The sequence below is a fragment of the Agromyces sp. GL_144 genome (assembly GCF_057834305.1).
In genome coordinates this window covers 2,872,128-2,896,201 of sequence record NZ_CM174399.1, presented here as the reverse complement: position 1 = coordinate 2,896,201, position 24,074 = coordinate 2,872,128, and the positions used below count along the sequence as shown (strand labels likewise).

24 protein-coding genes are annotated in these 24,074 nt (G+C 72.2%); 14 read left to right on the top strand and 10 right to left on the bottom strand.

Annotated features, from left to right (window positions below):
• Position 1: 1 nt before the first annotated feature.
• Genes AC3IPY_RS13240 through AC3IPY_RS13230 form a run of 3 tightly spaced genes read right to left on the bottom strand, consistent with a single transcriptional unit; the run spans position 2 to position 2,543 of the window.
• Positions 2-757 (bottom strand): amino acid ABC transporter ATP-binding protein, encoded by a 756-nt coding sequence (locus AC3IPY_RS13240; RefSeq protein ID WP_489184740.1) that lies wholly within the window; start codon positions 755-757, stop codon positions 2-4.
• On the bottom strand, positions 754-1,677 hold the full coding sequence (locus tag AC3IPY_RS13235; protein WP_489184739.1) for an amino acid ABC transporter permease: 924 nt from the start codon (positions 1,675-1,677) through the stop codon (positions 754-756). The genes AC3IPY_RS13240 and AC3IPY_RS13235 overlap by 4 nt, the downstream gene beginning before the upstream one ends.
• 35 nt (positions 1,678-1,712) lie before the next feature.
• The gene (locus AC3IPY_RS13230; protein ID WP_489184738.1) at positions 1,713-2,543 is read right to left on the bottom strand and encodes an ABC transporter substrate-binding protein; all 831 of its coding nucleotides are present in this window, start codon (positions 2,541-2,543) and stop codon (positions 1,713-1,715) included.
• 96 nt (positions 2,544-2,639) lie between these two features.
• Here AC3IPY_RS13230 and AC3IPY_RS13225 point away from each other — a divergent pair, with 96 nt between their 5' ends.
• The 3 genes from AC3IPY_RS13225 to AC3IPY_RS13215 all read left to right on the top strand — a co-directional run bounded on the left by AC3IPY_RS13225 (position 2,640) and on the right by AC3IPY_RS13215 (position 5,647).
• Complete coding sequence (locus tag AC3IPY_RS13225) at positions 2,640-3,899, top strand: glycosyltransferase 87 family protein (RefSeq protein ID WP_489184737.1); 1,260 nt, start codon at positions 2,640-2,642, stop codon at positions 3,897-3,899.
• A gap of 23 nt (positions 3,900-3,922) precedes the next feature.
• Positions 3,923-4,228, top strand: coding sequence for a thiamine-binding protein (locus AC3IPY_RS13220; protein ID WP_489184736.1), 306 nt, complete (start codon positions 3,923-3,925; stop codon positions 4,226-4,228).
• Between the two features lie 144 nt (positions 4,229-4,372).
• On the top strand, positions 4,373-5,647 hold the full coding sequence (locus AC3IPY_RS13215) for an MFS transporter (RefSeq protein ID WP_489184735.1): 1,275 nt from the start codon (positions 4,373-4,375) through the stop codon (positions 5,645-5,647).
• A 277-nt stretch (positions 5,648-5,924) separates the two neighbouring features.
• On the opposite strand, the gene AC3IPY_RS13210 is transcribed toward AC3IPY_RS13215, so the two are convergent.
• From AC3IPY_RS13210 to AC3IPY_RS13185, 6 genes are all read right to left on the bottom strand, one after another.
• A complete protein-coding gene (locus tag AC3IPY_RS13210; protein WP_489184734.1) occupies positions 5,925-6,575 on the bottom strand; it encodes a response regulator in 651 nt (216 codons plus the stop codon).
• Entirely contained in the window at positions 6,568-7,878 is a 1,311-nt protein-coding gene (locus AC3IPY_RS13205; protein WP_489184733.1) for a hypothetical protein, read from the bottom strand. Before AC3IPY_RS13205 ends, AC3IPY_RS13210 begins: the two co-directional genes overlap by 8 nt.
• Positions 7,875-9,035 carry a sensor histidine kinase gene (locus tag AC3IPY_RS13200; protein WP_489184732.1) on the bottom strand — a complete coding sequence of 387 codons (1,161 nt, stop codon included), beginning with the start codon at positions 9,033-9,035 and terminating at the stop codon, positions 7,875-7,877. Before AC3IPY_RS13200 ends, AC3IPY_RS13205 begins: the two co-directional genes overlap by 4 nt.
• A gap of 124 nt (positions 9,036-9,159) precedes the next feature.
• Complete coding sequence (gene metX, locus AC3IPY_RS13195; RefSeq protein WP_489184731.1) at positions 9,160-10,365, bottom strand: homoserine O-acetyltransferase MetX; 1,206 nt, start codon at positions 10,363-10,365, stop codon at positions 9,160-9,162.
• Between the two features lie 209 nt (positions 10,366-10,574).
• Complete coding sequence (locus tag AC3IPY_RS13190) at positions 10,575-11,900, bottom strand: bifunctional o-acetylhomoserine/o-acetylserine sulfhydrylase (RefSeq protein ID WP_489184730.1); 1,326 nt, start codon at positions 11,898-11,900, stop codon at positions 10,575-10,577.
• Positions 11,901-12,034: 134 nt separating this feature from the next.
• A complete protein-coding gene (locus AC3IPY_RS13185; protein WP_489184729.1) occupies positions 12,035-13,132 on the bottom strand; it encodes an acyltransferase family protein in 1,098 nt (365 codons plus the stop codon).
• A gap of 95 nt (positions 13,133-13,227) precedes the next feature.
• Here AC3IPY_RS13185 and AC3IPY_RS13180 point away from each other — a divergent pair, with 95 nt between their 5' ends.
• The 6 genes from AC3IPY_RS13180 (at position 13,228) to AC3IPY_RS13155 (ending at position 17,793) form a co-directional block, all read left to right on the top strand.
• On the top strand, positions 13,228-14,010 hold the full coding sequence (locus AC3IPY_RS13180; protein WP_489184728.1) for an SDR family NAD(P)-dependent oxidoreductase: 783 nt from the start codon (positions 13,228-13,230) through the stop codon (positions 14,008-14,010).
• A 1-nt stretch (position 14,011) separates the two neighbouring features.
• Positions 14,012-14,845: a potassium channel family protein gene (locus AC3IPY_RS13175; RefSeq protein WP_489184727.1), complete on the top strand. Its 834-nt coding sequence runs from the start codon at positions 14,012-14,014 to the stop codon at positions 14,843-14,845.
• 22 nt (positions 14,846-14,867) lie between these two features.
• Positions 14,868-15,428, top strand: a complete 561-nt coding sequence (locus tag AC3IPY_RS13170; protein WP_489184726.1) for a phosphoribosyltransferase — start codon at positions 14,868-14,870, stop codon at positions 15,426-15,428.
• On the top strand, positions 15,425-16,141 hold the full coding sequence (locus tag AC3IPY_RS13165; RefSeq protein WP_489184725.1) for a Type 1 glutamine amidotransferase-like domain-containing protein: 717 nt from the start codon (positions 15,425-15,427) through the stop codon (positions 16,139-16,141). Before AC3IPY_RS13170 ends, AC3IPY_RS13165 begins: the two co-directional genes overlap by 4 nt.
• A gap of 1 nt (position 16,142) precedes the next feature.
• A complete protein-coding gene (locus AC3IPY_RS13160; protein WP_489184724.1) occupies positions 16,143-16,859 on the top strand; it encodes a uracil-DNA glycosylase in 717 nt (238 codons plus the stop codon).
• 355 nt (positions 16,860-17,214) lie between these two features.
• Complete coding sequence (locus AC3IPY_RS13155; RefSeq protein ID WP_489184723.1) at positions 17,215-17,793, top strand: GNAT family N-acetyltransferase; 579 nt, start codon at positions 17,215-17,217, stop codon at positions 17,791-17,793.
• A 72-nt stretch (positions 17,794-17,865) separates the two neighbouring features.
• Here AC3IPY_RS13155 and AC3IPY_RS13150 read toward each other — a convergent pair whose 3' ends face one another.
• Entirely contained in the window at positions 17,866-18,498 is a 633-nt protein-coding gene (locus tag AC3IPY_RS13150; protein WP_489184722.1) for a hypothetical protein, read from the bottom strand.
• A 46-nt stretch (positions 18,499-18,544) separates the two neighbouring features.
• Here AC3IPY_RS13150 and AC3IPY_RS13145 point away from each other — a divergent pair, with 46 nt between their 5' ends.
• From AC3IPY_RS13145 to AC3IPY_RS13125, 5 genes are all read left to right on the top strand, one after another.
• The gene (locus AC3IPY_RS13145; protein ID WP_489184721.1) at positions 18,545-19,969 is read left to right on the top strand and encodes an amidase; all 1,425 of its coding nucleotides are present in this window, start codon (positions 18,545-18,547) and stop codon (positions 19,967-19,969) included.
• Between the two features lie 84 nt (positions 19,970-20,053).
• Positions 20,054-21,025, top strand: a complete 972-nt coding sequence (locus tag AC3IPY_RS13140; protein ID WP_489184720.1) for a siderophore-interacting protein — start codon at positions 20,054-20,056, stop codon at positions 21,023-21,025.
• 14 nt (positions 21,026-21,039) lie between these two features.
• A complete protein-coding gene (locus AC3IPY_RS13135; protein WP_489184719.1) occupies positions 21,040-22,116 on the top strand; it encodes a FecCD family ABC transporter permease in 1,077 nt (358 codons plus the stop codon).
• A complete protein-coding gene (locus AC3IPY_RS13130) occupies positions 22,116-23,204 on the top strand; it encodes a FecCD family ABC transporter permease (protein ID WP_489184718.1) in 1,089 nt (362 codons plus the stop codon). The genes AC3IPY_RS13135 and AC3IPY_RS13130 overlap by 1 nt, the downstream gene beginning before the upstream one ends.
• Entirely contained in the window at positions 23,201-24,055 is an 855-nt protein-coding gene (locus tag AC3IPY_RS13125; RefSeq protein ID WP_489184717.1) for an ABC transporter ATP-binding protein, read from the top strand. Before AC3IPY_RS13130 ends, AC3IPY_RS13125 begins: the two co-directional genes overlap by 4 nt.
• Positions 24,056-24,074 lie beyond the last annotated feature (19 nt).

Below are 24,074 nucleotides of genomic sequence, written 5' to 3'. Positions count from 1 at the left end.
CCTACTCGCGGAGGAACCGCGCCAGGAATTCGCGCGTGCGCGCCTCGCGCGGCGCCGTGAAGAACTCCAGCGGGGGCGCCGACTCGATGATGCGGCCCGCGTCGAGGAAGACCACTCGGTCGGCGACCTCGCGCGCGAACGCCATCTCGTGCGTCGCCATGACGATCGTCGTGCCGCCCTCGGCGAGGGAGCGCACGAGCGCGAGCACCTCGCCGACGAGCTCGGGGTCGAGTGCGCTCGTGACCTCGTCGAGCAGCAGCAGTTCGGGCTCGGTCGCGATGGCCCGCACGATCGCCACGCGCTGCTGCTGGCCGCCCGAGAGGCGGTCGGGGAACGCCTTGGCGAACTCCGCGAGGCCCACCGAGTCGAGCAGCTCGAGCGCCCGCCGTTCGGCGTCTGCCCGCGGCATCCGGTGCACGAGTCTCGCGGCGAGCGTGACGTTGTCGAGCACGCTGAGGTGCGGGAACAGGTTGTAGTGCTGGAAGACGACGCCGATGCGGGCGCGCACCGCGTCGGCGTCGACGCGGGGGTCGCTGATCTCGTCGCCGTCGAGCAGGATCTCGCCGTCGTCGATGGTCTCGAGCAGGTTGATGGTGCGCAGCAGCGTGGACTTGCCCGAGCCCGAGGCGCCGACGAGGGCGACGACCTCGTGCGCGTCGACGTCGAGGTCGACGCCGTCGAGCACGAGCTTGTCGCCGAACGAGCGACGGATGCCGCGGAGCCGGAGCAGCCCGGGCGTGGTGGTCTTCTCGCTCATACGATGCTCCCGGCCTGCTCTCGGTCGCGCATGCGCGCCGAGACCCAGTCGGTGAGGCGGATCATCGGCCAGGCCAGCAGTACGAACAGCAGGCCCGCGACGACGTAGGGCGTGAAGTTGTAGTAATGCGCCTGCTCGATCTGCGCGGCACGCACCGCGTCGATGGCCCCGAGCACCGAGATGAGCCCGACGTCCTTCTGCATGGCGACGAAGTCGTTCATGAGCGCGGGCGTCACCTTGCGCAGCGCCTGCGGCATGATGACCCGCCGCATGGTCTGCCCGTGCCCGAGTCCGAGCGAGCGGGCCGCGAGGCGCTGCGAGGGATGCACCGCCTCGATGCCCGCGCGGAACACCTCGGACACGTAGGCCGAGTAGGTGAGGATCAGGGCGACCGTGCCCCAGACCGCGACGGGCACCCGTGGGAAGAAGTCGAGCCCTGGCACGCCGTACCCGACGAGGTAGAGCACGATGATGAGCGGCATGCCGCGGAAGAGGTCGGTGTACCCGGCCGCGAGCGCCCGGAGCGGGAAGGACACCGGCCCGCGCAAGGTGCGCATGGTCGCGAGCAGCAGCGCGACGAGCACGACGCCGATGCTCGCGAAGAACAGCACCTGGATGTTCAGCCACAGCCCCTGCAGGATGCGCGGGAGCGAGGCGATCGCCACCTCGGGGTCGAAGAACGAGGCCTGCACCTTCGCCCAGCCCGGCGAGCCCACGAGCCCCCACACGAGCAGCGCGGCGAACACGAGCGTCGAGCCCGCGCTGATGAGCACGGAACGCCGGGTCTGCTTGCGGCGGAACGCGCGCCGTGCGAGTTCGCGATCGCTCGGCCGCCAGGTCGCGTCGTCGTCGCCGCCGCTCGTGCCGTCGCCGGGCGCCCCGTGGTCGCCGAGGGCGCGCGGCAAGGTCGAATCAGGCACGATGCAACGTTAGCCGTGCATGCACGGGCGCTGCGTCACTCGAGCACGGGGGCCGCGTCGCCGCCGAGCCACTCGGTGGCGAGCGCGTCGAGGGTGCCGTCTTCGCGGAGGGCGTCGACGGCGGCCGTGACCTGCTCGGTGAGCGGGGAGTCCTTCGCGAGCACGAGTCCGAACTCGTCGCCGCCGCCGGTCGTCGGCAGCTGGCCGACGATGACACCGCCGTCGAGCTCGGCTCCCGTCAGGTAGAACGCGGTGGGCAGGTCGACGACGATCGCGTCGACCGTGCCGCTCTGCAGGGCCAGCTTGGCGTCGTCGTTCGTATTGAACACCTGGGCGCCCGCGGTCGGCTGGATGCTCTCTTCGATGGCCTCGAAGCTCGTCGTGCCGACCTGGGCGCCGATGAGCAGGCCCTTCAGGTCGGCGAGCGAGCCCGCGGATGCCGCGGGGGAGCCCTCGACCGTGACGACGACCTGCGTCGTCTCGTAGTAGGGCGACGAGAAGTCGACGTTCTCGGCGCGCTCGGGCGTGATGGAGAACTGCTGGAGGTTGATGTCGAAGTCCTTGGGGCCGGGCGCGATGGCCTGGTCGAACGTGGAGCGCACCCACACGACGTCGTCTTCGGCGAAGCCGAGCTGCTCGGCGACCGCGTAGGCGACCGCCGACTCGAAGCCCTCGCCCGACTCGGGGGCGTCGTCGATGATCCACGGGTAGTAGGCGGGCTCGCCGGTGGCGACCGTGAACTTGCCCGGCGTGAGGTAGCCGTCGCCCGCGTCGTCGGTCGACGCGTCGTCGCCGCCGGAGCAGCCGGCGAGGACGAGTGCGGCGGATGTCGCGAGGAGCAGCGCGGCGGTGATGCGTCGGGTCATGTCAGTGCCTCCGGGTGTCGTCATCCCAGCTTGGCCGATCCGGCGGGCGGGCGGTGGCGGCGTGGCGGATTGTGACACTCGGATAGGCTCGCTGACATGACGGACGGGGGCGGTGCCGAGACATCCGCCCGGCCGTTCAGGCGGTTCCTCGCCGGCCGTGGAGCGCTCTGGGTCGCGTTCCTGCTCGTGCACGGCGCGCTCGCCTGGCTGAACCTCAACGCCCCCGGGCTGCCGCTCGGCGACGTCACGGGCGTCTACGTGCACTGGGCCGAGAACGCGGCGAACGGCTGGGTGCGCATGGGCATCGACACGCCGTGGGTGTACCCGATCCTCGCGTTCGCCCCGATGGCCGCGGCGCTCGCGTTCGGCGTGGCCTCGTACGCCCAGACCTGGCTGCTCATGGTCACGGTGCTCGACGCCGTCGCGTTCTCGATGCTGCTCGGCAGGGCACGTCTCTCGCGCACGCGCCGCATCGCCGCCTGGTGGTGGCTGGCCTTCCTCGCGCTGCTCGGGCCGATCGCGCTCGGCCGTATCGACGCGATCACGGTGCCGTTCGCGATCGCCGGGCTCCTGATGGCCGCCGGGCATCCGCGCGTGGCCGCCGTGCTGCTCACCATCGGCGCGTGGATCAAGGTGTGGCCCGCCGCGTTGCTCGCCGCCCTCGTCATCGCCGCCCGTCGGCGCCGCGAGGTCGCCGGCATCGCGTTCGCCCTCAGCATCGGCATCCTGGGCGTGAGCCTCTTCGCCGGCGCGGGCCTGAACGCGTTCGGCTTCATCGAGGAGCAGGCCGGCCGCGGCCTGCAGATCGAGGCGCCGCTCGCCGTGGCGTGGCTCTGGCAGATCGTCGCGGGCGCCGAGGACGTGCGCATCGTCTACTCGCGCGACATCCTCACGTTCCAGATCCAGGGGCCGGGGGCGGATGTCGCGGCCGCACTCACGACACCGGCGATGGCCGTCGGCGTGCTCGCCGTCGTGCTCCTCGGGGTGCGGGCCGTGCGTCGCGGCGCGGTGTTCGCCCGCGTACTGCCGCCGCTCGCGCTCAGCTTCCTCGTCGTGCTCATGCTGGCGAACAAGGTCGGCTCCCCGCAGTTCGTGACCTGGCTGGCCGCGCCGATCGTGCTCGGCCTCGTCTACCGCCCGGCGCGGTTCGCGGTGCCGGCCCTCGTCGCTGCGGCGATCGCCCTGTTCACGCACATCATCTACCCGTACTGGTACGGGTGGCTTCTCGTCGCGGATCCGGCGTTCGTGTTCCTGCTCACCGTGAAGGTCATGCTGCTGGTCGTGCTGCTCGTCTGGGGCGTGCGGGCGCTGTGGCAGGCTGGAACGCGACGGGATCCTGCGCCCCAGCCCGAGTGACGCGCCCGCCGCGAGGAGGAATCATGCTGGTCGCATTCTCGGTCGCACCGAGCGGCACCGGACGCTCCGACGGGTCCGTGCACGACGCAGTCGCCGCGGCCGTGAAGATCGTGCGCGAGTCAGGTCTGCCGAACCGCACCGACTCGATGTTCACGACCATCGAGGGCGACTGGAACGAGGTGTTCGAGGTCGTGCGCCGCGCGACCGAGGCCGTCGGCGAGTACGGGTCGCGCGTGTCGCTCGTGCTGAAGGCCGACATCCGCCCTGGTTTCACTGGCGAGCTCGAGGGCAAGCTCGAGCGGCTCGAGGCGGCGATCGACGCGGACTGAGGCGATCGGCCGTTCAGGGCCGGATGCCGCGGGGCGGGCATTCGGCCGCGCATCGCAGGCGGTCTCCGAACGTTCAGCCGAATGCAACAGTCCCGTTGCGCGGCCGAAATCGAATCGATTCGATTCCTGTGCGAGAATCGACGGATGACCCACTTCGACGGCGGGCGCGCGGTGCTCTCGCCCGCCCGCATCCGGTTCGCCCTGCTCGCCCTCGCGCTGGGCGGCTTCGGCATCGGATCGACCGAGTTCGTCGCCATGGGGCTGCTGCCCGAGATCGCCCGCGACCTGCTGCCCGGCCTCGCGGCGGCCTCGCCCGACGAGGCGAACGCCCACGCCGGATGGGTCATCTTCGCATACGCCCTCGGCGTCGTCGTCGGCGCGCCGACCATCGCGGCAGCCGCCGCGAAGTGGCCGCGCAAGCGCCTGCTGCTCGTGCTGCTCACGGCGTTCACGCTCGGCACGATCGCCTCGGCCGTGCTGCCGACCTTCGGCCTCGTGCTCGTCGCCCGGTTCGTCTCCGCGCTGCCGCACGGCGCGTACTTCGGCATCGCCTCGCTCGTCGCGGCGAGCCTCATGGGCCCGGGCAAGCGCGCCCGCGGCGTCGCCCTCGTGCTCTCCGGCCTGACGATCGCGAACGTCATCGGCGTGCCAGCCATCACCTGGCTCGGGCAGGCCGCGGGCTGGCGAACCGCGTACCTCGCGGTCGCCGCCATCTTCGCCCTGACCTTCGTCGCCGTCGCGTTCGCGGTGCCGTACCAGCCTGGCGATCCCGGGGCGACCATCCGGCGCGAGCTCGGCGCGTTCCGCCGTTCGCAGGTCTGGTTCGCGCTGGGCATCGGCGCGATCGGCTTCGGCGGGCTCTTCGCCGTGTACACCTACGTGGCCCCGCTCGCGGTCGAGGTCACCGGGCTGCCCGCTTCGCTCGTGCCGATCGTGCTCGTCGCCTTCGGCATCGGCATGACCCTCGGCAACCTCATCGGCGGGCGCCTGGCCGACTGGAGCGTGCGGCGCAGCATGTACCTGTTCTTCGCCGTGCTCGCCGCCTCGCTGCTCGTGCTCGGCTTCACCGCCTCGAGCCCGGTCGGGCTCTTCGTCGGCGTGTTCCTGATCGGCGGGTCGTCGGCCGCGCTCTCGCCCACCATCCAGGCCAGGCTCATGGACGTCGCCCGCGACAGCCAGTCGATCGCCGCGGCGCTGAACCACTCGGCCCTGAACATCGGCAACAGCCTCGGGGCGCTGTTCGGCGGCATGGCCATCGCCGCGGGCCTCGGCTACGTCGCCCCGATCTGGATCGGGTTCGCGCTCACGCTCGCCGGCATCGCGCTCGCCCTCGCCTCGTTCGCGCTCGACCGGTCACGCGGCCGTCGCGGCGTGGTCGTGCCCTACGCGACCGGAGCGGTCGAGGTCGTCGACGCCTGAGCGTCGGGCGCCGCGGGTTCGTGCCCACGGTGCGGTTCCTGCCGCGCCGGATGTTTCCGTTTGCGCGCGGTGCCGCGTTCGGTGTTTCCGTTCGCGCCGGGTGTTTCCGTTGAAAGGGGAACACGGTGCGCGAACGGAAACGCCCACGACCGAGGGATCTGGAGAGGTGCGTGACATCGTGCGCGCCGCCAACCGTGCGGGTGCGCGCCGCGCGCGCGATGCGCTGACGGGCGGATGCAACGCCGCGTCGCGGCATCCGCTCGCTCGAAGCCGCGGCTCAGTCGGACTGCAGCAGGATGCCGTCGAGGATCGCGCGCTTGCGGAGCGCGACCTTGGTGCCCACGTCGAAGCCCGAGAGCCGGTACTTCTCGCGGATGCGCTTGAGGTAGCTCTTGGCCGTCTCTTCGGAGATGCCGAGCTGGAACGCGACCGCCTTGACCGGCTGCCCGGCGCCGTAGAGGGCCATGACCCGGCGCTCCTGGGCGGAGAGCTTGGGCACCTCGCCCTCGGCCGCGAGCGCGACCTCGAGCTCGGGCGTGAGGTAGGTCTCGCCGAGCCGCGCCGCCCGGATGGCCTCGACGATGTTCTCGACCGGCTCGGACTTGACCAGGTAGCCGAGCGCGCCCGACCCGAGCGCCTCGCGCACCACGGCCGGCTCGGAGTAGGTGCTCATGAGCATGGTCTGCACGCCCGCCGACTTCAGCATCGACAGCTTGAGCGAGACCGGGATGTTGTCGCGGAGGTCGAGGTCGAGCAGCACCACGTCGACCGGGAACTGGGGATGCGCGAGCAGCTCGGACCACGACGGCACGGCCACCACGAGATCGATGTCGGACGCACTGCCGCGCAGCCACTCGGACAGCGCGCCCAGCAGCATGCGGTGGTCGTCGACGATGGCCAGCCTGATCGGCGCCTCGGTGTCAACCATTCGACTTCTCCTCCATCGGGTGGCCGGTGCTTCTCTGGCCTGGTGCGTGTGCCTCTGGTTCGATGCGGCAGACGATCTCGATGCGGAAGCCTACTGCGGTCGCGATCATCTGATGCACTCCGACACTATCGACTGCCTCCCAGGTTGCGGGATCGACGCGGCGTCGAGTGACGCCCTCGACCTCGATCGTGATGTCGACGGCGGTCGCATCGGGGCCCGCCGAGAGGTCGTGGGCGTCGTGCTCGTCGTCGTGCTCGCGGCAGACGATGCGGACCGAGGCCGGGGCCGCGGACGGCTTCGCCGGGTCGGCCACGAGCAGCCACAGGGCGAGCAGGAGCCCCTCGCGCTGCGCGGGGGAGAGCGGCCCCGCCAGGCCGGTCGGGTCGTCGACGCTCACGCGCCCGCTGAGGTACTTGGACTCGGCCACGGCGTGCCGGAGCCAGGTGTCGTTGCGGCCCTCGATGAGCCGGATGCGCAGCCTCGCGGCCAGGGAGCCCGCGCGCTCGGCGTCGGCCGGCGGCAGGGGGAGGCCGATTCGGCCAGCGCTCACGTCTTCGAGCAGCGTCTCGGCGTCGAAGTCGAGCTGCGCGAGCTCTTCGGAGGCGCGCATGCCGACCGCGGACCTCGCGGTGCCCACCGTGCTCTGCACGAGCGAGAGGTCGAGCTCGTGCCGCACGAGGCGGCTGAACCCCTCGAGCAGCACCTTCGTGAGCACCACCGGCAGCACGGTGGCCGCGGCGATCGCGACCGCAGGCACGACCACGGCCCCCGCCGAGCCGATCTGGGTGAGCGCCTCGACGGCCAGCACGGCGGCGATGCCGCCCGCGGCCATGAGGGAGACGCGCATCGGACGGATCGCCGCGACGGGCATCAGGATCGCCCCGACCGCGGGCGCCGCCGAGGGTGTGAGCCCGAGTGCGAGCGTGCCGATCGTGGCCTGCACGTCGAGCCAGACCGGCACGACGAGGGCGAGCATCAGCGTGACGTAGAGCCAGTCGGGCAGGCCGCCCACGATCAGGCGCGCGGCGACGCCCGCGGCGATGATCGCGGCGAGCGCGATCCACGCCGGCCACGGGCCGAGGCCCGGCGGGAAGTACGGCGTCATCGCGACGGCGTGCACGAGGTGGGCGATCACGATGAGGCCCGCGGCGATGGTCACGCCGATCGTCGGGCGGCGACCGCCGTGGCTCGAGCGGATGTCGCTCGCCGCCCTGGCGGACCGGCTCGGACGGAGGAAGGAGTGCTCGAGCAGCGAGGCCGTCGTGACGGCGCCGGGGGTCGCTGCTCGCGTGCGCCTGCTCATGCCTTGGGCACCTCGAGCATCACGGTCGTGCCCGACCCCGGGGAGGAGAAGATGCGTGCCCGCCCGCCGACCGCGTTCAGCCGGCCCACGACCGACTCCGCGAACCCGAGCCGAGCGGGGTCGATGCCGGCCGGCTCGAACCCGTCGCCGGCGTCGGTCACCATGGCGCGCACGGTGAGGTCGTCGTCGGTGATGGTCACGTCGGCCTCGAAGACGCCGGAGTGGCGGCGCACGTTCTCGAGGCATTCGCCCAGCGCGCCGACGAGCGCGTCGAGGTGCTCCCGCGGCAGGGCGAGCTGGCCCGCACCGTGCCAGCTCACGTCGAGGCCCATGCGCGCGAACCGCTGCCGCACGGACTCGAACGTCGTGCTCAGCAGGTCGTCGTCGGATCCGGGGGAGAAGATGGCGTTCGAGCCGGCGTCGAGCGGCACGCCGAGTCGCAGCTGGCGCAGCAGCCGCGCATCGTCGCCCGCCTGGTCGCGCAGGGCGTTGGCCCCCACGCCGACGCCCGAGTGGGCGAGCAGCGAGAGCGTGGCGAGCACGGTGTCGTGCAGCACCCGGGCGTCCTGTCGCTGCTGTGCCTCGAGTTCGCTCGCGAGTCGTTCGGCCTCGTGCGCCCGCCCGACCTCGGCGATGCGCGACGCGGCGACTCCGACGCCGTTGTCGAGCCACGCGGCGAGCACGCCGAGCACCCCCCAGCCCACGGCCGTCACGATCGCGACGGACACGAGGGAGTGCCCGAACCAGGCTGCGGCGATCCACTCGACGACGAGCAGCACGGCGGCGAGCCCGCTCACGAGCAGTGCACCGCGCGGTCGCACCACGAGCGTCGCCGCGATCGAGGCCGAGGTCACGCCGCCCGTGATCGCGAGCGCGGTCGTCGCGCCCGGGCCGAGCACGTTCGCCGAGCCCAGCACGAACACGAGCACCGCGGATGCCGCGACCAGGGCGAGTGCGGCCGGCAACGATCCGCGCACCGCGTGCACGACGGCGAGCGCGGCGATGCCGATCGACAGCGCGGTCGCGACGGCGAGCTCGGAGGAGTCGGTCGTGCCCGGAACGAGCAGGCACGCGAAGGCGCCGACGGATCCGACGATCGCGGTCGTGCGCGCGAGACGCCGGAGGAGACGGTCGCGTTCCTTGTGGATGCGCTTCACGTCACCCCCTCGTCGTCGTACGGGCCCGGGCCGCGGTCGAACCGCGAACCCCGTGGACGGCGTCACCGCACGGCGGTTCGGCGACGGCGCCGTTCATCCGAACACTACTACCGGAGCGCACGCGTCATGACGCGAGGAGCGTCGCGAGCGCCTCGCCGACCGCGTCGTGCTCGATGAGGAAGGCGTCGTGCCCGTACTCGGAGTGCACGATGATCGGCTCGGCGCCGTGGACGCTGTTCGGCAGCCCTGCGGCGAGTTCGACCTGGCCGGCGAGCGGGAAGTACCGGTCGCTGTCGATGCCGAGCACGAGGCTCTTGGCGGTGACCCGGGCGAGCGCGCCCGCGACGGTGCCACGGCCGCGTGCGAGGTCGTGCGAGTTCATGGCCTCGGTGAGCACGAGGTAGCTGTTCGCGTCGAAGCGTCGGGTGAACTTGTTGCCGTGGAAGTCGAGGTAGGACTCGACGGCGAAGCGCCCGCCGCCGCCGAGCGGGTCGATCTCGCTCTGCCAGCCGCGCTCGAATCGCGCGTTCAGCTCGGACGCCGTGCGGTAGTTCAGCATCGCCATGCGACGCGCGAGCGAGAGCCCGCGCGTCGGGCCGTCGCCGGCGGGTGCGTCGTAGAAGTCGCCGTCGCGGAAGGCGGGGTCGGAGCGCACCGCCTCGATCTGCACCGAGTTGAGGGCGATCTGGTCGGCCGTGGTCGCCGCCGGGGCCGCGAGCACCGCGATGCGCTCGACCGCGTCGGGTGCCATGATCGCCCACTCGAGCACGTGCATGGCCCCCATCGACCCGCCCACGACGGCCGCGAAGCGCTCGATGCCGAGCTGCCTGGCGAACTCGATCTGCGCGCGCACCTGGTCGCGGATCGTGAGGAAGGGGAACCTGGAGCCCCACTCGGTGCCGTCGGGCGCGAACGAGGCCGGACCGGTCGAGCCCTGGCAGCCGCCGAGCACGTTCGGCGCGAGCACGAACCAGCGGTCGGTGTCGATCGCGAGACCCGGGCCCACGACGCCGGGCCACCAACCGGCACTCGCGTGCGCGGGGCCGGCCGGTCCGACGACGTGGCTGTCGCCCGTGAGGGCGTGCAGCACGAGCACGGCGTTGTCGCGCGCGGGGGAGAGCTCGCCCCACGACTCGTAGGCGATGCGGGCGCCGGGCAGCGTGCGACCGGACTCGAGGTGCACGTCGCCGATGGCGACGAACCGGCGATCGCCGACGGGGTCGCCCTCGCGCCACGCGCCCGTGACGGGTGCCCGGGCCGCGAGCGCGACCGTGCTCGCCTGCGGCACGATGGCCGCCGGCACCGCATCGGTCGTCGTCTGCCAGTCCATGCTCTCGATTCTCCCGGACTCGGCATGCGCCCGCGGCATTGTTACGGTGCCGGCGATGCAGCGGGCCGAAACGACTCGCGATGTCATCTCCGCCCTGTCGGCAGCCCTCGCCTGCCGACGCCAAGGACGGACCGCGTCGAGACGGAGACGGCGGATGCCGCGGGCCCGATCAGCCCGCGGCATCCGCCGTGCTCGTGTTGGAGGCCTGCTCAGACGCGGGCCGCAGCGGTCGCCGTGCGCGCCGCCGCGAAGCCGGCCTCGAGGTCGGCCTTGAGGTCGTCGATGTTCTCGATGCCCACCGAGAGCCGCACGAGCCCGGGCGTGACGCCGGTCGTGAGCTGCTGCTCGGGCGTGAGCTGCGAGTGCGTCGTCGACGCCGGGTGGATGACGAGCGAGCGCACGTCGCCGATGTTCGCGAGGTGCGAGAACAGCGACAGGCTGTCGACGAGCGCACGGCCGGCGTCGACGCCGCCCTTGAGCTCGAACGAGAGCACCGCGCCGACGCCCTTGGGGGCGTAGCGGTTGGCCGTCGCATACCAGGGGCTCGACGGCAGCCCGGAGTAGTTAACGCTCGCGACGTCGGGGTGGCCGTCGAGCCACTCCGCGATCTCTTGCGCATTCTGCACGTGGCGCTCGATGCGGAGCGACAGCGTCTCGATGCCCTGGATCAGCTGCCATGCGCTCGCCGGGGCGATCGAGGCGCCGAGGTCGCGCAGCAACTGCACGCGGGCCTTGATGATGTAGGCGAGCGGGTCGCCGACCGCGGCCGTGTAGCTGGCGCCGTGGTACGACGGGTCGGGCTCGGTGAGGCCCGGGAACTTGTCGACGTTCTTCGACCACTCGAACGAGCCGCCGTCGACGATGACGCCGCCGATGACGGTGCCGTGGCCGCCGAGGAACTTCGTCGCCGAGTGCACGATGATGTCGGCGCCGTGCTCGAACGGGCGGATGAGGTACGGCGTCGCGATCGTGTTGTCGACGATGAGCGGGATGCCGGACTCGTGCGCGACGTCGGCGACGAGGCGGATGTCGAGCACGTTGATCTTCGGGTTGCCGATGGTCTCGGCGAAGAAGAGCTTGGTGTTCGGTCGCACCGCGCGGCGCCATTCCTCGGCGTCGTCCTGGTTCTCGACGAACGTGGTCTCGATGCCGAGCTTGGCGAGGGTGTACTTGAAGAGGTTGTACGTGCCGCCGTAGATCGAGGAGGAGGAGACGATGTGGTCGCCGGCCTGCGCGATGTTCAGCACGGCGAAGGTCGAGGCCGACTGGCCCGAGGCGACGAGGAGGGCGCCGCTGCCCCCTTCGAGCGCGGCGAGGCGCTCCTCGACGACGGCCTGCGTCGGGTTCTGGATACGGGTGTAGATGTTGCCGAACTCGGCCAGCGCGAAGAGGTTCTGCGCGTGCTGGGCGTTGTCGAAGACGTAGGACGTGGTCTGGTAGATCGGCGTCGCACGCGCGTGGGTGACCGGGTCGGGTGCTGCCCCGGCGTGCACCTGCTTCGTCTCGAAGCGCCAGTCGGCGGTGTTCTCGCTCATGTGCTCTCCTTCTCGGATCGTGGCGCGGGCTCGCCGCGATGAGGCCACGCTACGTTCGCCGCGGGCGCGCGGCAACGACGGTCGACACACGGCGTCACGGCCCTTCGCGCGGCGTCAGGCGGCGTCGCGCGCCGTCACGGGCGCTCTTGCGGGGGCAGCACGATGGTGCCGGTGGCCGTGGCCGGCTCGGGGCGGAACAGCCAGCGGGCACGCGGCTCGACGAGCGGCCGGAACACCCGCCGCACCGGTTTCAGCGAGAGCACGATCGAGAGGCCGACGCAGAAGACCATCATGGCGGGCAGCACCCAGAACGGCTGGTCTCCGGCGAGCACGCCGGTCTCGCGGAAGGGGTAGAGCACGAACGAGTGCAGCAGGTAGATGTACATCGTCGCCTGCCCGAACGGCGTGAACCAGTGCGCGCCACGCGGCATGAGGGTCAGGAACGCGACGGCGAGCAGCATCGCGAGCAGGAGCAGCACGAGGCGGATGCCGCCCGACCACGGCTCGTCGTAGCCGATGGCCTGGTACGACTCGTCGTAGAGCATGAAGCGTCGCAGCTTCAGGTCGCGCAGCGTCTCGATGGTCATCGGCATGATCGCGAGGACGGTGCCGAGCAGGGCGATCGCGCCAGCGCGCCAACGCCACGCGACGGCCGGTCGCAGGTCGAGCCACCGGTCGGTGATCTGCCACTGGCGCAGCTTCCAGCCGAACACGAAGAACGGGAGCATGCCGAGCGTGCGCGAGAGCGCGAGCGTCGAGTCGATGGTCTCGGTGTACCCGGCGCCGAGCGAGACGAGGATCGCGATGATGAGCGGGTACCGGAGCAGCACGAGGTAGGGCAGCACGATGCGCCAGACGGCGAGGGCGATGAGGAACCACAGCGTCCACGAGGCGGTCGTGTAGTCGAGGCTGAGCTCGCCGCCGAGCAGCCACTTGAGCACGGCCCAGATGGTCTCGAAGATGAAGAACGGGAACACCACGTCGGTGAGGATCTGGCGCAGTGCCTTCGCGCTCGGCGGACCCGACTTCGCGAAGTACCCGCTCACGGTCACGAACACCGCGACATGGAACGAGTAGATGAAGAGGTAGACGCTGTACGCGCTGTCGGACTCGGCGATGAGCGGGAGGATGCCGTGGCCGATCACGACGAGCGTGATCGCGATCCAGCGCGCGTTGTCCCAGAGCGGCACCCGTCGCCGTGCGCCGTGCTTCGTCGTCGCGGTTCGGTGCATCGCTCCATTCAATCGCAGTCGGGCGGATGCCGCAGCGCGGCCGGTCCCGTGCGCCGCTGCGCCTTCGCGGGCCGGGGCACGGCAGAATGGGCCGCATGAGTGAACTTCGCGTGGTCGTGACCGGTGCGAGCTCGGGCATCGGCGCCGCCACGGTGCGCGCCTTCCGTGCCGCAGGATGGAACGTGCTCGGCGTCGCCCGCCGTGAGGACCGGCTGCGCGAGCTCGCCGATGAGACGGGGGCATCGGTCTTCGTCGCCGACCTGACGGTGCAGGCCGACGTCGATGCGCTGCGCGAGCACGTCGAGGCCACCGGCCCGGTGCACGCGCTCGTGAACAATGCGGGCGGCGCGAAGGGCCTCGCGAGCGTCGAGGCGTCGTCGGTCGAGGACTGGGCGTGGATGTTCGAGGTCAACGTGCTCGCGCTCAAGCGCGTGACATCCGCCCTGCTCCCCCTGCTGCGCCGCGGCGCGGCCGAGCGCGGCGTCGGCGACATCGTGAACGTCACCTCGATCGCCGGGCACACGGCCTACGTCGGCGGCGGCGGGTACAACGCGGCGAAGTTCGCGGCGCACGCGCTCACCGCGGTTCTGCGCCTCGAGCTGAACGGCGAACCGTTGCGCGTCATCGAGGTCGCCCCCGGCATGGTCAAGACCGAGGAGTTCGCGCTCGTGCGCTTCGGCGGCGACCGGGCGCGGGCCGACGCGGTCTACGACGACGTGCCAGAGCCGCTCGTCGCCGAAGACGTCGCCGACGTCATCGTCGACGCGGTGACGAAGCCGCGCCATGTCGACCTCGACCTCATCGTCGTGAAGCCCGTGGCGCAGTCCGCCCCGCATCTCGTGGCCAAGGGGCCGTTGACCGTGCGGACCGAGGGCTGACGTGACGGGCCGGCCGGCGATCCCGGCTCCGCGACGCGACGTCTGGGAGCGGCGCACGTCGACGCCGCTCGTGGTGCTCGGCATCGGGTTCATCGTCGTGTACTCGATCTACGTGCTCGCACCGTGGATCCCGCGCGGACCCGACTCCGTGCTGTTCTGGTCGCTCATCACGGCCTGGCTCGTCTTCGTCGTCGACATCGTCGCGCGCATCTCGCTCACGCCGCGCGGCGGTCGGTGGGCCTTCATCCGGTCGCATCCGATCGACGTGCTGTCGGCGATCCTTCCGGTCTTCCGCGCGTTCCGCGTGCTCGGCCTGCTGCACGCCGTGCCGTACCTGCAGCGCCGCAGCGGGGCGGCGGTGCGCGCGAACATCATCATCTACGGCGCGAGCTACGCCGTCGTCTTCGTCTACTTCATCGCGCTCGCGACCCTGCAGGCCGAGCGCAAGTCGACCGAGGCGACGATCACGACGTTCGGCGACGCGATCTGGTGGGCGATCGTGACCATCGCGACGGTCGGCTACGGCGACATGTACCCGGTCACGGCCGAGGGGCGCTTCTACGCGGTGTTCCTCATGGCGGGCGGCGTCGCGATCGTCGGCACGGCGTCGGCGACGATCATCTCGTACATCGGCGATCGCGTGAGCCAGGCGCATGCGCACCACGATCACGATCCCGCGACCGGATTGCCGAGGGCGGATGCCGCGGGGTCGGGGGCGTCGGGTTCGGCGCCGGCGGCGGCGTCGGCGGCGGAGTCCGGTTCCGGCTCGGTCGCGGGCACCGCTGACCCGACGACGGATGCCGCGGGCGAGCCGCCCGTCGACGGTTCGGCCTGACGCCGCCGACTACCCTTGGGGCATGACCTTCGATGCGAATGACGGCGCCGCGACCGATGACGGCATCCGTCGCGAGATCCTGACCTGGGACGACTTCGCGCAGGCCTCGCGCAGTGTCGCGGCCGAGGTGCTCGGCTCCGGGTTCCGGCCCGACGTGGTGATCGCGATCGCGCGCGGCGGACTGCTGTTCGCGGGCGCCATCGCGTACGCGCTTGGCACCAAGGCCTGCGGCTCGATCAACGTGGAGTTCTACTCCGGCGTCGACGAACGCCTGCCCGAGCCGATCCTGCACCCGCCCATGCTCGATGCCCCGGCGCTCGACGGCAAGCGCGTGCTGCTCGTCGACGACGTCTCCGACTCGGGCCGCACGCTCGCCAAGGTCGTCGGCATCCTCGGCGATGCCGGGGCCGACGTGCGCAGCGCGACGCTCTACACGAAGTCGCACACCGTGCTCGAGCCCGACTTCGACTACCGTCGCACCGACGACTGGATCGTGTTCCCCTGGTCGGCGCTGCCGCCCGTCGAGGCTGCGGATGCCTCGGGCACGGACGCCGCCGGGCCGGTCGCGGGGTCCGTCGCATGAGCGTGCATCTCGTGGGCGGCGGCGCGCTCGGCGCCGAACACGCGCCGCTGTATGCGCCGTTCTTCGCCGAGGCGACCGCTCGCGCTCGCACGGCCGGCCGGGAGCGACCTCGGGTCGCCGTGGTCTCGGTGCATCCGGCCGGGGTGCCGCAGGCCGACGTCCTGGTCGAAGTGCTCTCGAGCGCCGGCACGTTCGACCCGCAGGTGACCGTCGCACTGGCGGGCGCGCACGTCGAGCCGGCGGCGATCGCCGATGTGGACGGCATCGTGGTGGGCGGCGGCATCGTCGAAGAGGTCCGCGCCGCCGTCGAGCCGATCTTCGGCGAGCTCCGACGACAGGTCGCGACCGGGACGCCGTATCTCGGCATCTCGGCCGGGGCGATGATCGCCGCGGAGGTCTCGCTGGGCGGGGGCACGCGCATCGACGGCGTGGTCGTCTCGCCCGAGGACCCCACCGAAGGCGGCGTCGAGTTCGAGGTCGAGCCCGGCATCGGGCTCGTCGACGTCGCGGTCGACGCGCATGTCGCCCAACGCGGAAACCTCTCGCGCCTCGTCGCGGCCGTCGAGTCCGAACTCATCGAGAGCGCCCTCGGCATCGACGAGCGCACCGCGCTGATCGTCGGCGAAGGCGGGCTGCGGGTCGTGGGCTCCGGCAGCGTCTGGCGCGTGCTCTCCACCGAGGGCGGCGTGCTCGTCTCGACGCTCGGCGCCTGACGTGGCGAAGACGCTCGACGAGCTCGCCGCCGACGGGCTCCTCGATTCGGGCTGGGCGGCGGCGCTACAGCCCGTGTCCGGCGACATCGCCGCGCTCGGCGAGTTCCTCCGCGCCGAGACGGCGGCCGGCCGCGGCTACCTGCCGGCCGGCGATCGTGTGCTCCGCGCGTTCGCCGCGCCCCTCGACGACGTGCGGGTGCTCATCGTCGGCCAGGACCCGTACCCGACCCCTGGGCATCCGATCGGCCTGTCCTTCGCCGTCGAGCGCCACATTCGCCCGCTGCCGCGCAGCCTCGGCAACATCTACGCGGAGCTCACCACCGACCTCGACGTCGTGCCGCCCGCGCACGGCGACCTCTCGGCGTGGACCGGCAACGGCGTCATGCTGCTGAACCGCGTGCTCACCGTCGAACCGGGCGATGCCGGCTCGCACCGCGGCAAGGGCTGGGAACGGGTCACCGACCACGCGATCCGCACGCTCGTCGCGCGTGGCACGCCGCTCGTGGCCATCCTCTGGGGGCGCGACGCGCAGCAGTTGAAGCCGCTCCTCGGGTCGACGCCGGTCATCGAGTCCGCGCATCCGAGCCCGCTGTCGGCGCGGCGCGGCTTCTTCGGATCCCGGCCGTTCAGCCGCGCGAACGAACTCCTCGCCGCACAGGGCGGGGACCCCGTCGACTGGTCGCTCCCGCCGGCCGAGCCGCCGTCGGCGGTCGAGTAGCGACGCAGGAGCGTATCGCGACCTCCTCTTCCTCCTCCTCCTCGTCAACGAGTTGCAGGAAGAATGTCCGACACGCCGACCGTCCGGGCGGGCCCGGCCGCGTGTCGGCCGGCTTCTTCCTGCAACTCGTTCCGTGACTGGTCTCGATACGGCGCGGGGGCATCTACTCGACCGACTCGATGTCGCGCGCCAGGGCCAAGTTGCAGGAACAATGTCCGACACGCCGATGGACCGAGCGGGCCCGACCGGCGCGTCGGCCGATTTCTTCCTGCAACTCGTTCCGTGACGCCTCTTCGACGAGACGACGCCCGCTCGCGACATCCGCTCGCAACACGCCGGGCGTAAGGTGGTCGCCATGCTCGAGGAGGAATACCAGCAGCGCCGCACCCTGCCGCCGCACCTGCGCAAGTCCCCGCCGCCCGAGACGCCGTTCGCCTACCGGCTGCGCGACGCCGTTCCGGCCGACCTCCCGGCCGTGCGCGAGATCTACAACTACTACGTCGCGAACTCCACGGTCACGTTCGACGAGGATGCGATGACGCTCAAGGAGTGGAAGGCGAAGTTCGCCTACCTGCGCAAGCTCGGCATGCCCTTCCTCGTCGCCGAGGCGCCGTCGGGGCAGCTGCTCGGCTACGCGCTCGTCTCGCCGTGGAAGCAGAAGCGCGCCTACCGCTTCACCGTCGAGAACTCGATCTACCTCGGCCCGGCGGCATCCGGCAAGGGACTCGGGCGCGCCCTGCTCGCCGAGCTCATCGACCGGTCGAAGGCCGCCGGACTCAAGGAGATGATCGCCGTCATCGCCGACCAGGGCGCCGAGGCGTCGATCGCGCTGCACGAGAAGTTCGGCTTCGTCGAGATCGGGCGCATGGGCCGCGTCGGCTTCAAGTTCGAGCGCTGGCTCGGCACGGTGCTGCTGCAGAAGACGCTCAAGTAATCGAGCGGATGCCACGACGCGGGCGGTTCCGGATGCCGCGACGCGGGCGGTTCCGGATGCCACGACGCGGGCTCAGAGCGCGAGCTCGGCCGCTCCTCCGGCGAACGGCACCGCGACGGCGACGACGAGGCCCGACACGGCGAACAGCGCCGGATGCGCGAGGCCGACGACGACCCGCCGCAGCGCCGGCCGCGCTTCGAGCAGGCGCTCGGGCGTGGCATCCGCCCTGGGAACCTCGGCCCAGCCGCGCACACGGGCGAGGAACCACGCGCAGCGCAGCACGAAGGCCGCCCAGAGCACGGCCGCGACGGCGGGCACGATGACCGCCATGATCTCGAAGCCGATGCCGACGATGTCCTCCTCGCGCCCCTCGGCGGCGAGCTGGATCGTCTGCGAGATCGCCGCGCCGACCACGACCGACGCGCTCCACGCGGCGACGCCGATGACGAGGGCGAGGTAGCGCACGAAGAAATGCGAGAAGACCGAGGCCATCGCCTCGAAATGCGCGCGCGGCGTGGCCGAGAGCACCACGACCGTCGCGATCGTCGACGGCAGTGCGAGCGCGACGATGAGGGCCCAGTCGAGCAGTCCGGGGGAGTCGAGCACCACGGCGACGACGAGCGCGGCACCGAACACGAGGCTCCACCCGACGCCCCACACGAGCGGATGCCGCGTGATCGAGGTCGTGACCGGGTTGCTGCCCACGAGCGCCATGCTAGCGGCCGGGCACGGGGCGGGGTCGTAGGCTCGGATGGTGGAACTGCACGAGCACACGGCCCTCGAACTGCACCAGCTGCTCCAGCGCGGGGAGGTGACGCCCGTCGAGGTCGCGGCGCACTACCTCGGGCGCATCGAGCGCATCGACCCCGAGATCGGCGCCTTCGCCGCGGTCACGCCCGGGCGGGCGCTCGAGCGCGCCGCGTTCGTCGCCGCGAACACGCCGAAGCCGGCGCCGCTCTGGGGCATGCCGCTCGCCGACAAGGACCTGCATCCGCGTGCGGGCGTCGCGACGGTGTTCGGCTCGCGCGCGTTCGAGGGCTTCGTGCCGGATGCCTCCGACGAGACCGTGCAGGCCGTCGACGACGCGGGCGCCGTGAGCCTCGGCAAGACCGCGACGCCCGAGTTCGGGCTGCCCTCGTACACCGAGGCGCTCGTCGGCCGGCCCACCCGAAACCCGTGGGATCCGGCGCTCGGCGCGGGCGGGTCGAGCGGGGGAGCGGCCGCGGCCGTGGCATCCGGAATGCTGCCCTTCGCGCCGGGTTCCGACGGCGGCGGCTCGATCCGCATCCCGGCGGCGGCCTGCGGCCTCGTTGGCGTCAAGCCATCGCGCGGGCGCGTGCCGAGCGGCTCGGGGCTCACGAGCCTCGCCGGCCTCGGCGTGGTCGGCGCGATCGGCCGCACCGTGGCCGATGCGGCGCTGCTGCTCGACGGGCTCATCGCGCCGACGGGGTATCCGGCACGGCATCGGTCCGCGGTGCGCGCACCCGGCGACGACGGCCCGTACCTCGGGGCCGCGATCCGCGGCGAGGGGCGGTTCCAGGTCGGCGTGCTCACCGATTCGCCGTGGGACGACGCGTACGACATCGAGGTCGCGCCCGAGGCGCGATCGGCACTCGACCGGGCCATCGCGGTGTTCGATGCGGCCCGCAACGGCATCGAGCAGATCGCGCCCGCGCCCGAGCCCGGATACGCCCCGGCGTTCCGCACGATCTGGCAGGCGGGGGCCGGCACCATTCCTGTCGAGGGCGATCGACTCGAGCTGCTCGAGCCCCTCACGCAGTGGCTGCTCGAACGCGGGCGCGCCCTGCCCGCGAGGCGGCTCGCCGAATCGTTGGGCTGGCTCGCCGAGTTCGAGGGGCGCACGATCGCGAGGTTCGCGCCGTACGACGTCGTGCTGTCGCCCGCGCTGGCGATGACGCCGCGCCCGGTCGGCTGGTACGACGCCGAGGACGGCGAGCGCAACTTCGCGCAGCAGGTGCAGTACACGCCGTTCACCTCCTTCGTGAACGTCTCGGGGCTGCCCGCGATCACGGTGCCCGTGGAGTTCACGGACGACGGCGTGCCGATGGGCGTGCAGCTCATCGGCCGCCCCGGCGGCGAAGAGGCGTTGTTCTCCGTCGCCGCGCAGCTCGAGCGGCGGTTGCGGCGGGAGCCGCGGCATCCGGCCGTGTGGTGAGGCCCGTTCGTCTGGTGAAGTGCGGCGGCGCTCGAACCCGCCCCCTGATTCGAGCCGCCCGCGGGCGTGTGTCAGACTTAGGTAATGCTCACCTCACCCGCGGAAGCCGACTCGCGCGTGCGCTCTGCGTATCGCAACTTCCGCGTCGAGGTCGCCCGCGTCGAACGGCTCTCGCCCACGTTCACGAGCATCACCTTCACGGGCGATGACCTCGCCGACTTCGGCACCGCGGGGCTCGACCAGCGCGTGAAGGTGGTGCTGCCGCTCGAGGCCGACGGCTTCGACTCCTTCCCCGACGGCGAGCAGTGGTACTCGAGCTGGCGTGAACTCCCCGCCGATCAGCGCAACCCCTTCCGCACCTACACGGTGCGGGCCGTGCGCCCCGATGTACGCGAGGTCGACCTCGTCTTCGCCGGTCACGGCGACGGCGGTCCCGCGTCGGCGTGGGCCGGACGCGCCCGCCCCGGCGACGAGATCGTCATCATCGGACCCGACGAGTTCGGCCCCGGCCGCACGACCGGCATCGACTGGCGTCCCGGCGAGGTCGACGCGCTCCTGCTCGCGGGCGACGAGACCGCGGTGCCCGCGATCTGCGCGATCCTCGAGTCCCTTCCGGCGGATGCCTCGGGCGCCGCGTTCCTCGAGGTGCCCACCGGGGGCGACCGGCTCGACGTCCGGGCACCCGCCGGGGTCCGCGTGACCTGGCTCGCCCGGGGCGGCGAGCACGACGCGCAGTCCGTCGCCCACGGGGAGCTCCTCGCACCCGCAGTGCGCGACTGGGTCGTGCGGCACCTCGCCGACCTCGGCGTCACCCGCGCGGCCGGCGACGCCGCCGCGGCCGCACTCGCGGCGGCCGAGCGCGCCGACCTGCCCGACACCGCCCTCTGGGATGTGCCAGAGGGGCAGAGCCTCGACGGCGCCTGCTACGCGTGGCTGGCCGGCGAGGCATCCGTCATCACCGGGCTCCGACGCTTCCTCGTGCGCGAGGCCGGCCTCGACCGCCGCCAGGTCGCGTTCATGGGCTATTGGCGCCGCGGCCGAGCCGAACTCGAGTGAGCGGGCCTCACCCCGTGACGGGCAGTGAGGCGCCGCAGGTTGCGGGCACGATCGTCGGCGCCGCCCCCGTGATCGGCACAGCTGCACGACGGCGCCCCCGGCGCATCGGCACGGGCCGGGCCCTCGCCGTGCTGGCCGCCTGCACCCTCGCCCTGCTCGCGATCGTGGCCGCGAGCCTCGTGTTCGGCGTGCGGCCCATCGACCCGGGCGTCGTCTGGCAGGCCGTCATCGGGCCCGACCCCGCGAACGCCGACCACAACGTCGTCTGGCAGCTGCGCGTGCCGCGCACCGTCATCGGCCTGCTCGCGGGCGTCGCGCTCGGGCTCGCCGGAACCCTCATCCAGGGCGTCACCCGCAACCCCATCGCCGACCCCGGCCTGCTCGGCCTGAACTCCGGCGCCTCGCTCGCCGTCGTGCTCGCGATCGCGATCCTCGGGGTGAGCTCGCCGCTGCAGTACATCTGGTTCGCGTTCGGCGGCGCGGCGGCCGCGGCCGCGATCGTCTTCTCGATCGGCCGCGGGCAGCCCGTGCGGCTCGCGCTCGTGGGCGCCGCCGTGACCGCGTTCATCACGCCGCTCATCGCGCTCGTGCTGCTCCGCGACGCCGACACCTTCAACCAGTACCGGTTCTGGGCCGTCGGCTCGCTCACGGGGCGCGGCCTCGACGTCGCCGCCGTGCTCTGGCCGTTCATCCTCGTCGGCGCGATCGTCGCGTTCGTGCTCGCGAACCGGCTCAACCTCATCGCGCTCGGCGACGACGTCGCGAACTCGCTCGGGCAGCGGGTCGGCACGACGCGCGCAGTGGCGGGCATCGCGCTCGTGCTCCTCTGCGGCACCGCGACCGCGCTCGCGGGCCCGATCGCGCTCGTCGGCCTCGTGGTGCCGCACGCGGCCCGTCGCCTCGTGGGCACCGATTACCGCTGGATCATGCCGACCGCCCTGCTGCTCGGGCCCGTCATGCTGCTCGCGGCCGATGTCATCGGGCGCCTCATCGTGCCGAACTCCGAGCTCGAGGCCGGCGTGGTCGCGGCCTTCCTCGGCGCACCCGTGCTCATCGCGATCGCGCGCAGTCGCAACGTGGCGGGGCTCTGATGGCCATGACGACGGATGCCACGACCCGGCCGCCCGCGACCGTCGACGACGTGCGCCTCGCCGTCGCGGCGGTGCGGCACCGCAACCGTCGACGCCTCGTCATCACGCTCGCGGTCGGCGCTGCGCTCGCGCTCGTCTTCGCCGTGATCGCCCTCTCATCGGGGGCCGCGAGCCTGACGCCCGATCGCGTGCTCGCGACCCTGTTCGGGCAGGGCGACCGCACCGAGCAGCTCGTGGTGTTCACCCTGAGGCTTCCGCGCATCCTCGCCGCGGTGTTCGTCGGCGCGGCGTTCGGGCTCGCCGGCGCGGTCTTCCAGGCCGTGCTGCGAAACCCGCTCGCGAGCCCCGACATCCTCGGCGTCTCGGCCGGCGCGAGCCTCGGCGCCGTGTGGGCGATCCTCGGCCTCGGCCTCGCCGGTGCCGTGGTGTCGGGCTTCGCGCTCGCCGGGGGGCTCGCGGTCGCCGTGGTCATCTGGGCGACCGCGTGGCGACAGGGCCTGCACGGCATCCGCTTCGTGCTCGTCGGCGTCGGCCTCGCGTACGTCTGCGGCTCGCTCATCGCCTGGCTGCTCGCCCGCTCCGAGATCCGGCAGGCGCAGTCCGCCCTGCTCTGGACCGTCGGCAGCGTCTCCGACGTGCGCGGCGATGCGCTCGTGCTGCTCATGATCGGCGTGGCGATCGGATGCCTCCTCGTCGCGATCGTCGCCCGGGGGCTCTCGGTGCTCGCGCTCGGCGACGACCACGCGATCTCCCTCGGCGTGCGAACGGACCTCCGCCGCGGCATCCTGCTGCTCGTCGCCGTGCTGCTCATCGCGATCGCGACCTCGGTCGCCGGTCCTATCGCGTTCGTCGCGCTCATCGCTCCCGCCATCGCGCGCCGGCTCGTCGACGACGGGAGCGCCGCGCTCACGGCCTCGGTCATGACCGGCGCCGTGCTCACGCTCGGCTCCGACGTGCTCGGCCAGTTCGCGCTGCCGCAGTTCACCGCGCCCGTCGGCATCGTGACCGGGCTCATCGGCGCACCGTACCTGCTGTGGCTGCTCGCCCGCACCGAGCGCCGCGGCACCACGAGAAAGGCCGGCGCATGACCGCCCAGGCACCCGCATCCCCGTCGACCGCGGTCGGCCTCGCCGCCGAGGGCGTCAGCCTCGGCTACGACGGGCGACGCGTCATCGACGGGCTCGACCTCGTGATCCCGAGCGGGCGCATCACGGTCATCGTCGGCCCGAACGCCTGCGGCAAGTCCACCCTGCTGCGCGGGTTCGCGCGCCTGCACCAGCTCGACGGCGGTCGGGTCACGCTCGACGGCGTCGACGTCGCCGGGATGCCGCGGCGCGACCTCGCTCGTCGCGTCGGCGTGCTTCCGCAGTCCTCGATCGCGCCCGACGGCGTGCGGGTCGCCGAACTCGTCGGCCGGGGCCGCTACCCGCACCAGGGCTGGTTCGGGCGTCATTCCAGCGATGACGACCGGTTCGTGGCCGAGGCGCTCGCGGCGACCGGCATCGCCGACCTGGCGGACCGGAGGCTCGAGGAGCTCTCCGGCGGCCAGCGCCAACGCGTGTGGATCGCCATGGTGCTCGCCCAGCAGACCGACATCGTGCTGCTCGACGAGCCCACGACCTACCTCGACGTCACCCACCAGCTCGAACTGCTCGACCTGCTCACCGAGCTGAACCGCGAGCGCGGCACGACCGTCGTCATGGTGCTGCACGAGCTGAACCTCGCCGCCCGCTACGCCGACCACCTCGTCGTCATGTCGGCCGGCGCGATCATCGCCGAGGGCCGGCCCGGCGACATCCTCACGCCCGAGACCGTGCGGAACGCGTTCGCGCTCGAGGCATCCGTCATTCCCGATCCCGTCGCGGGTTCGCCGATGATCGTGCCGGTCGGCCGGTTCCACACGGCCGCGCGCGACGGCGCGGAGCAGGCCGGATCGTGACGCGTCCGTGACCGGCCGC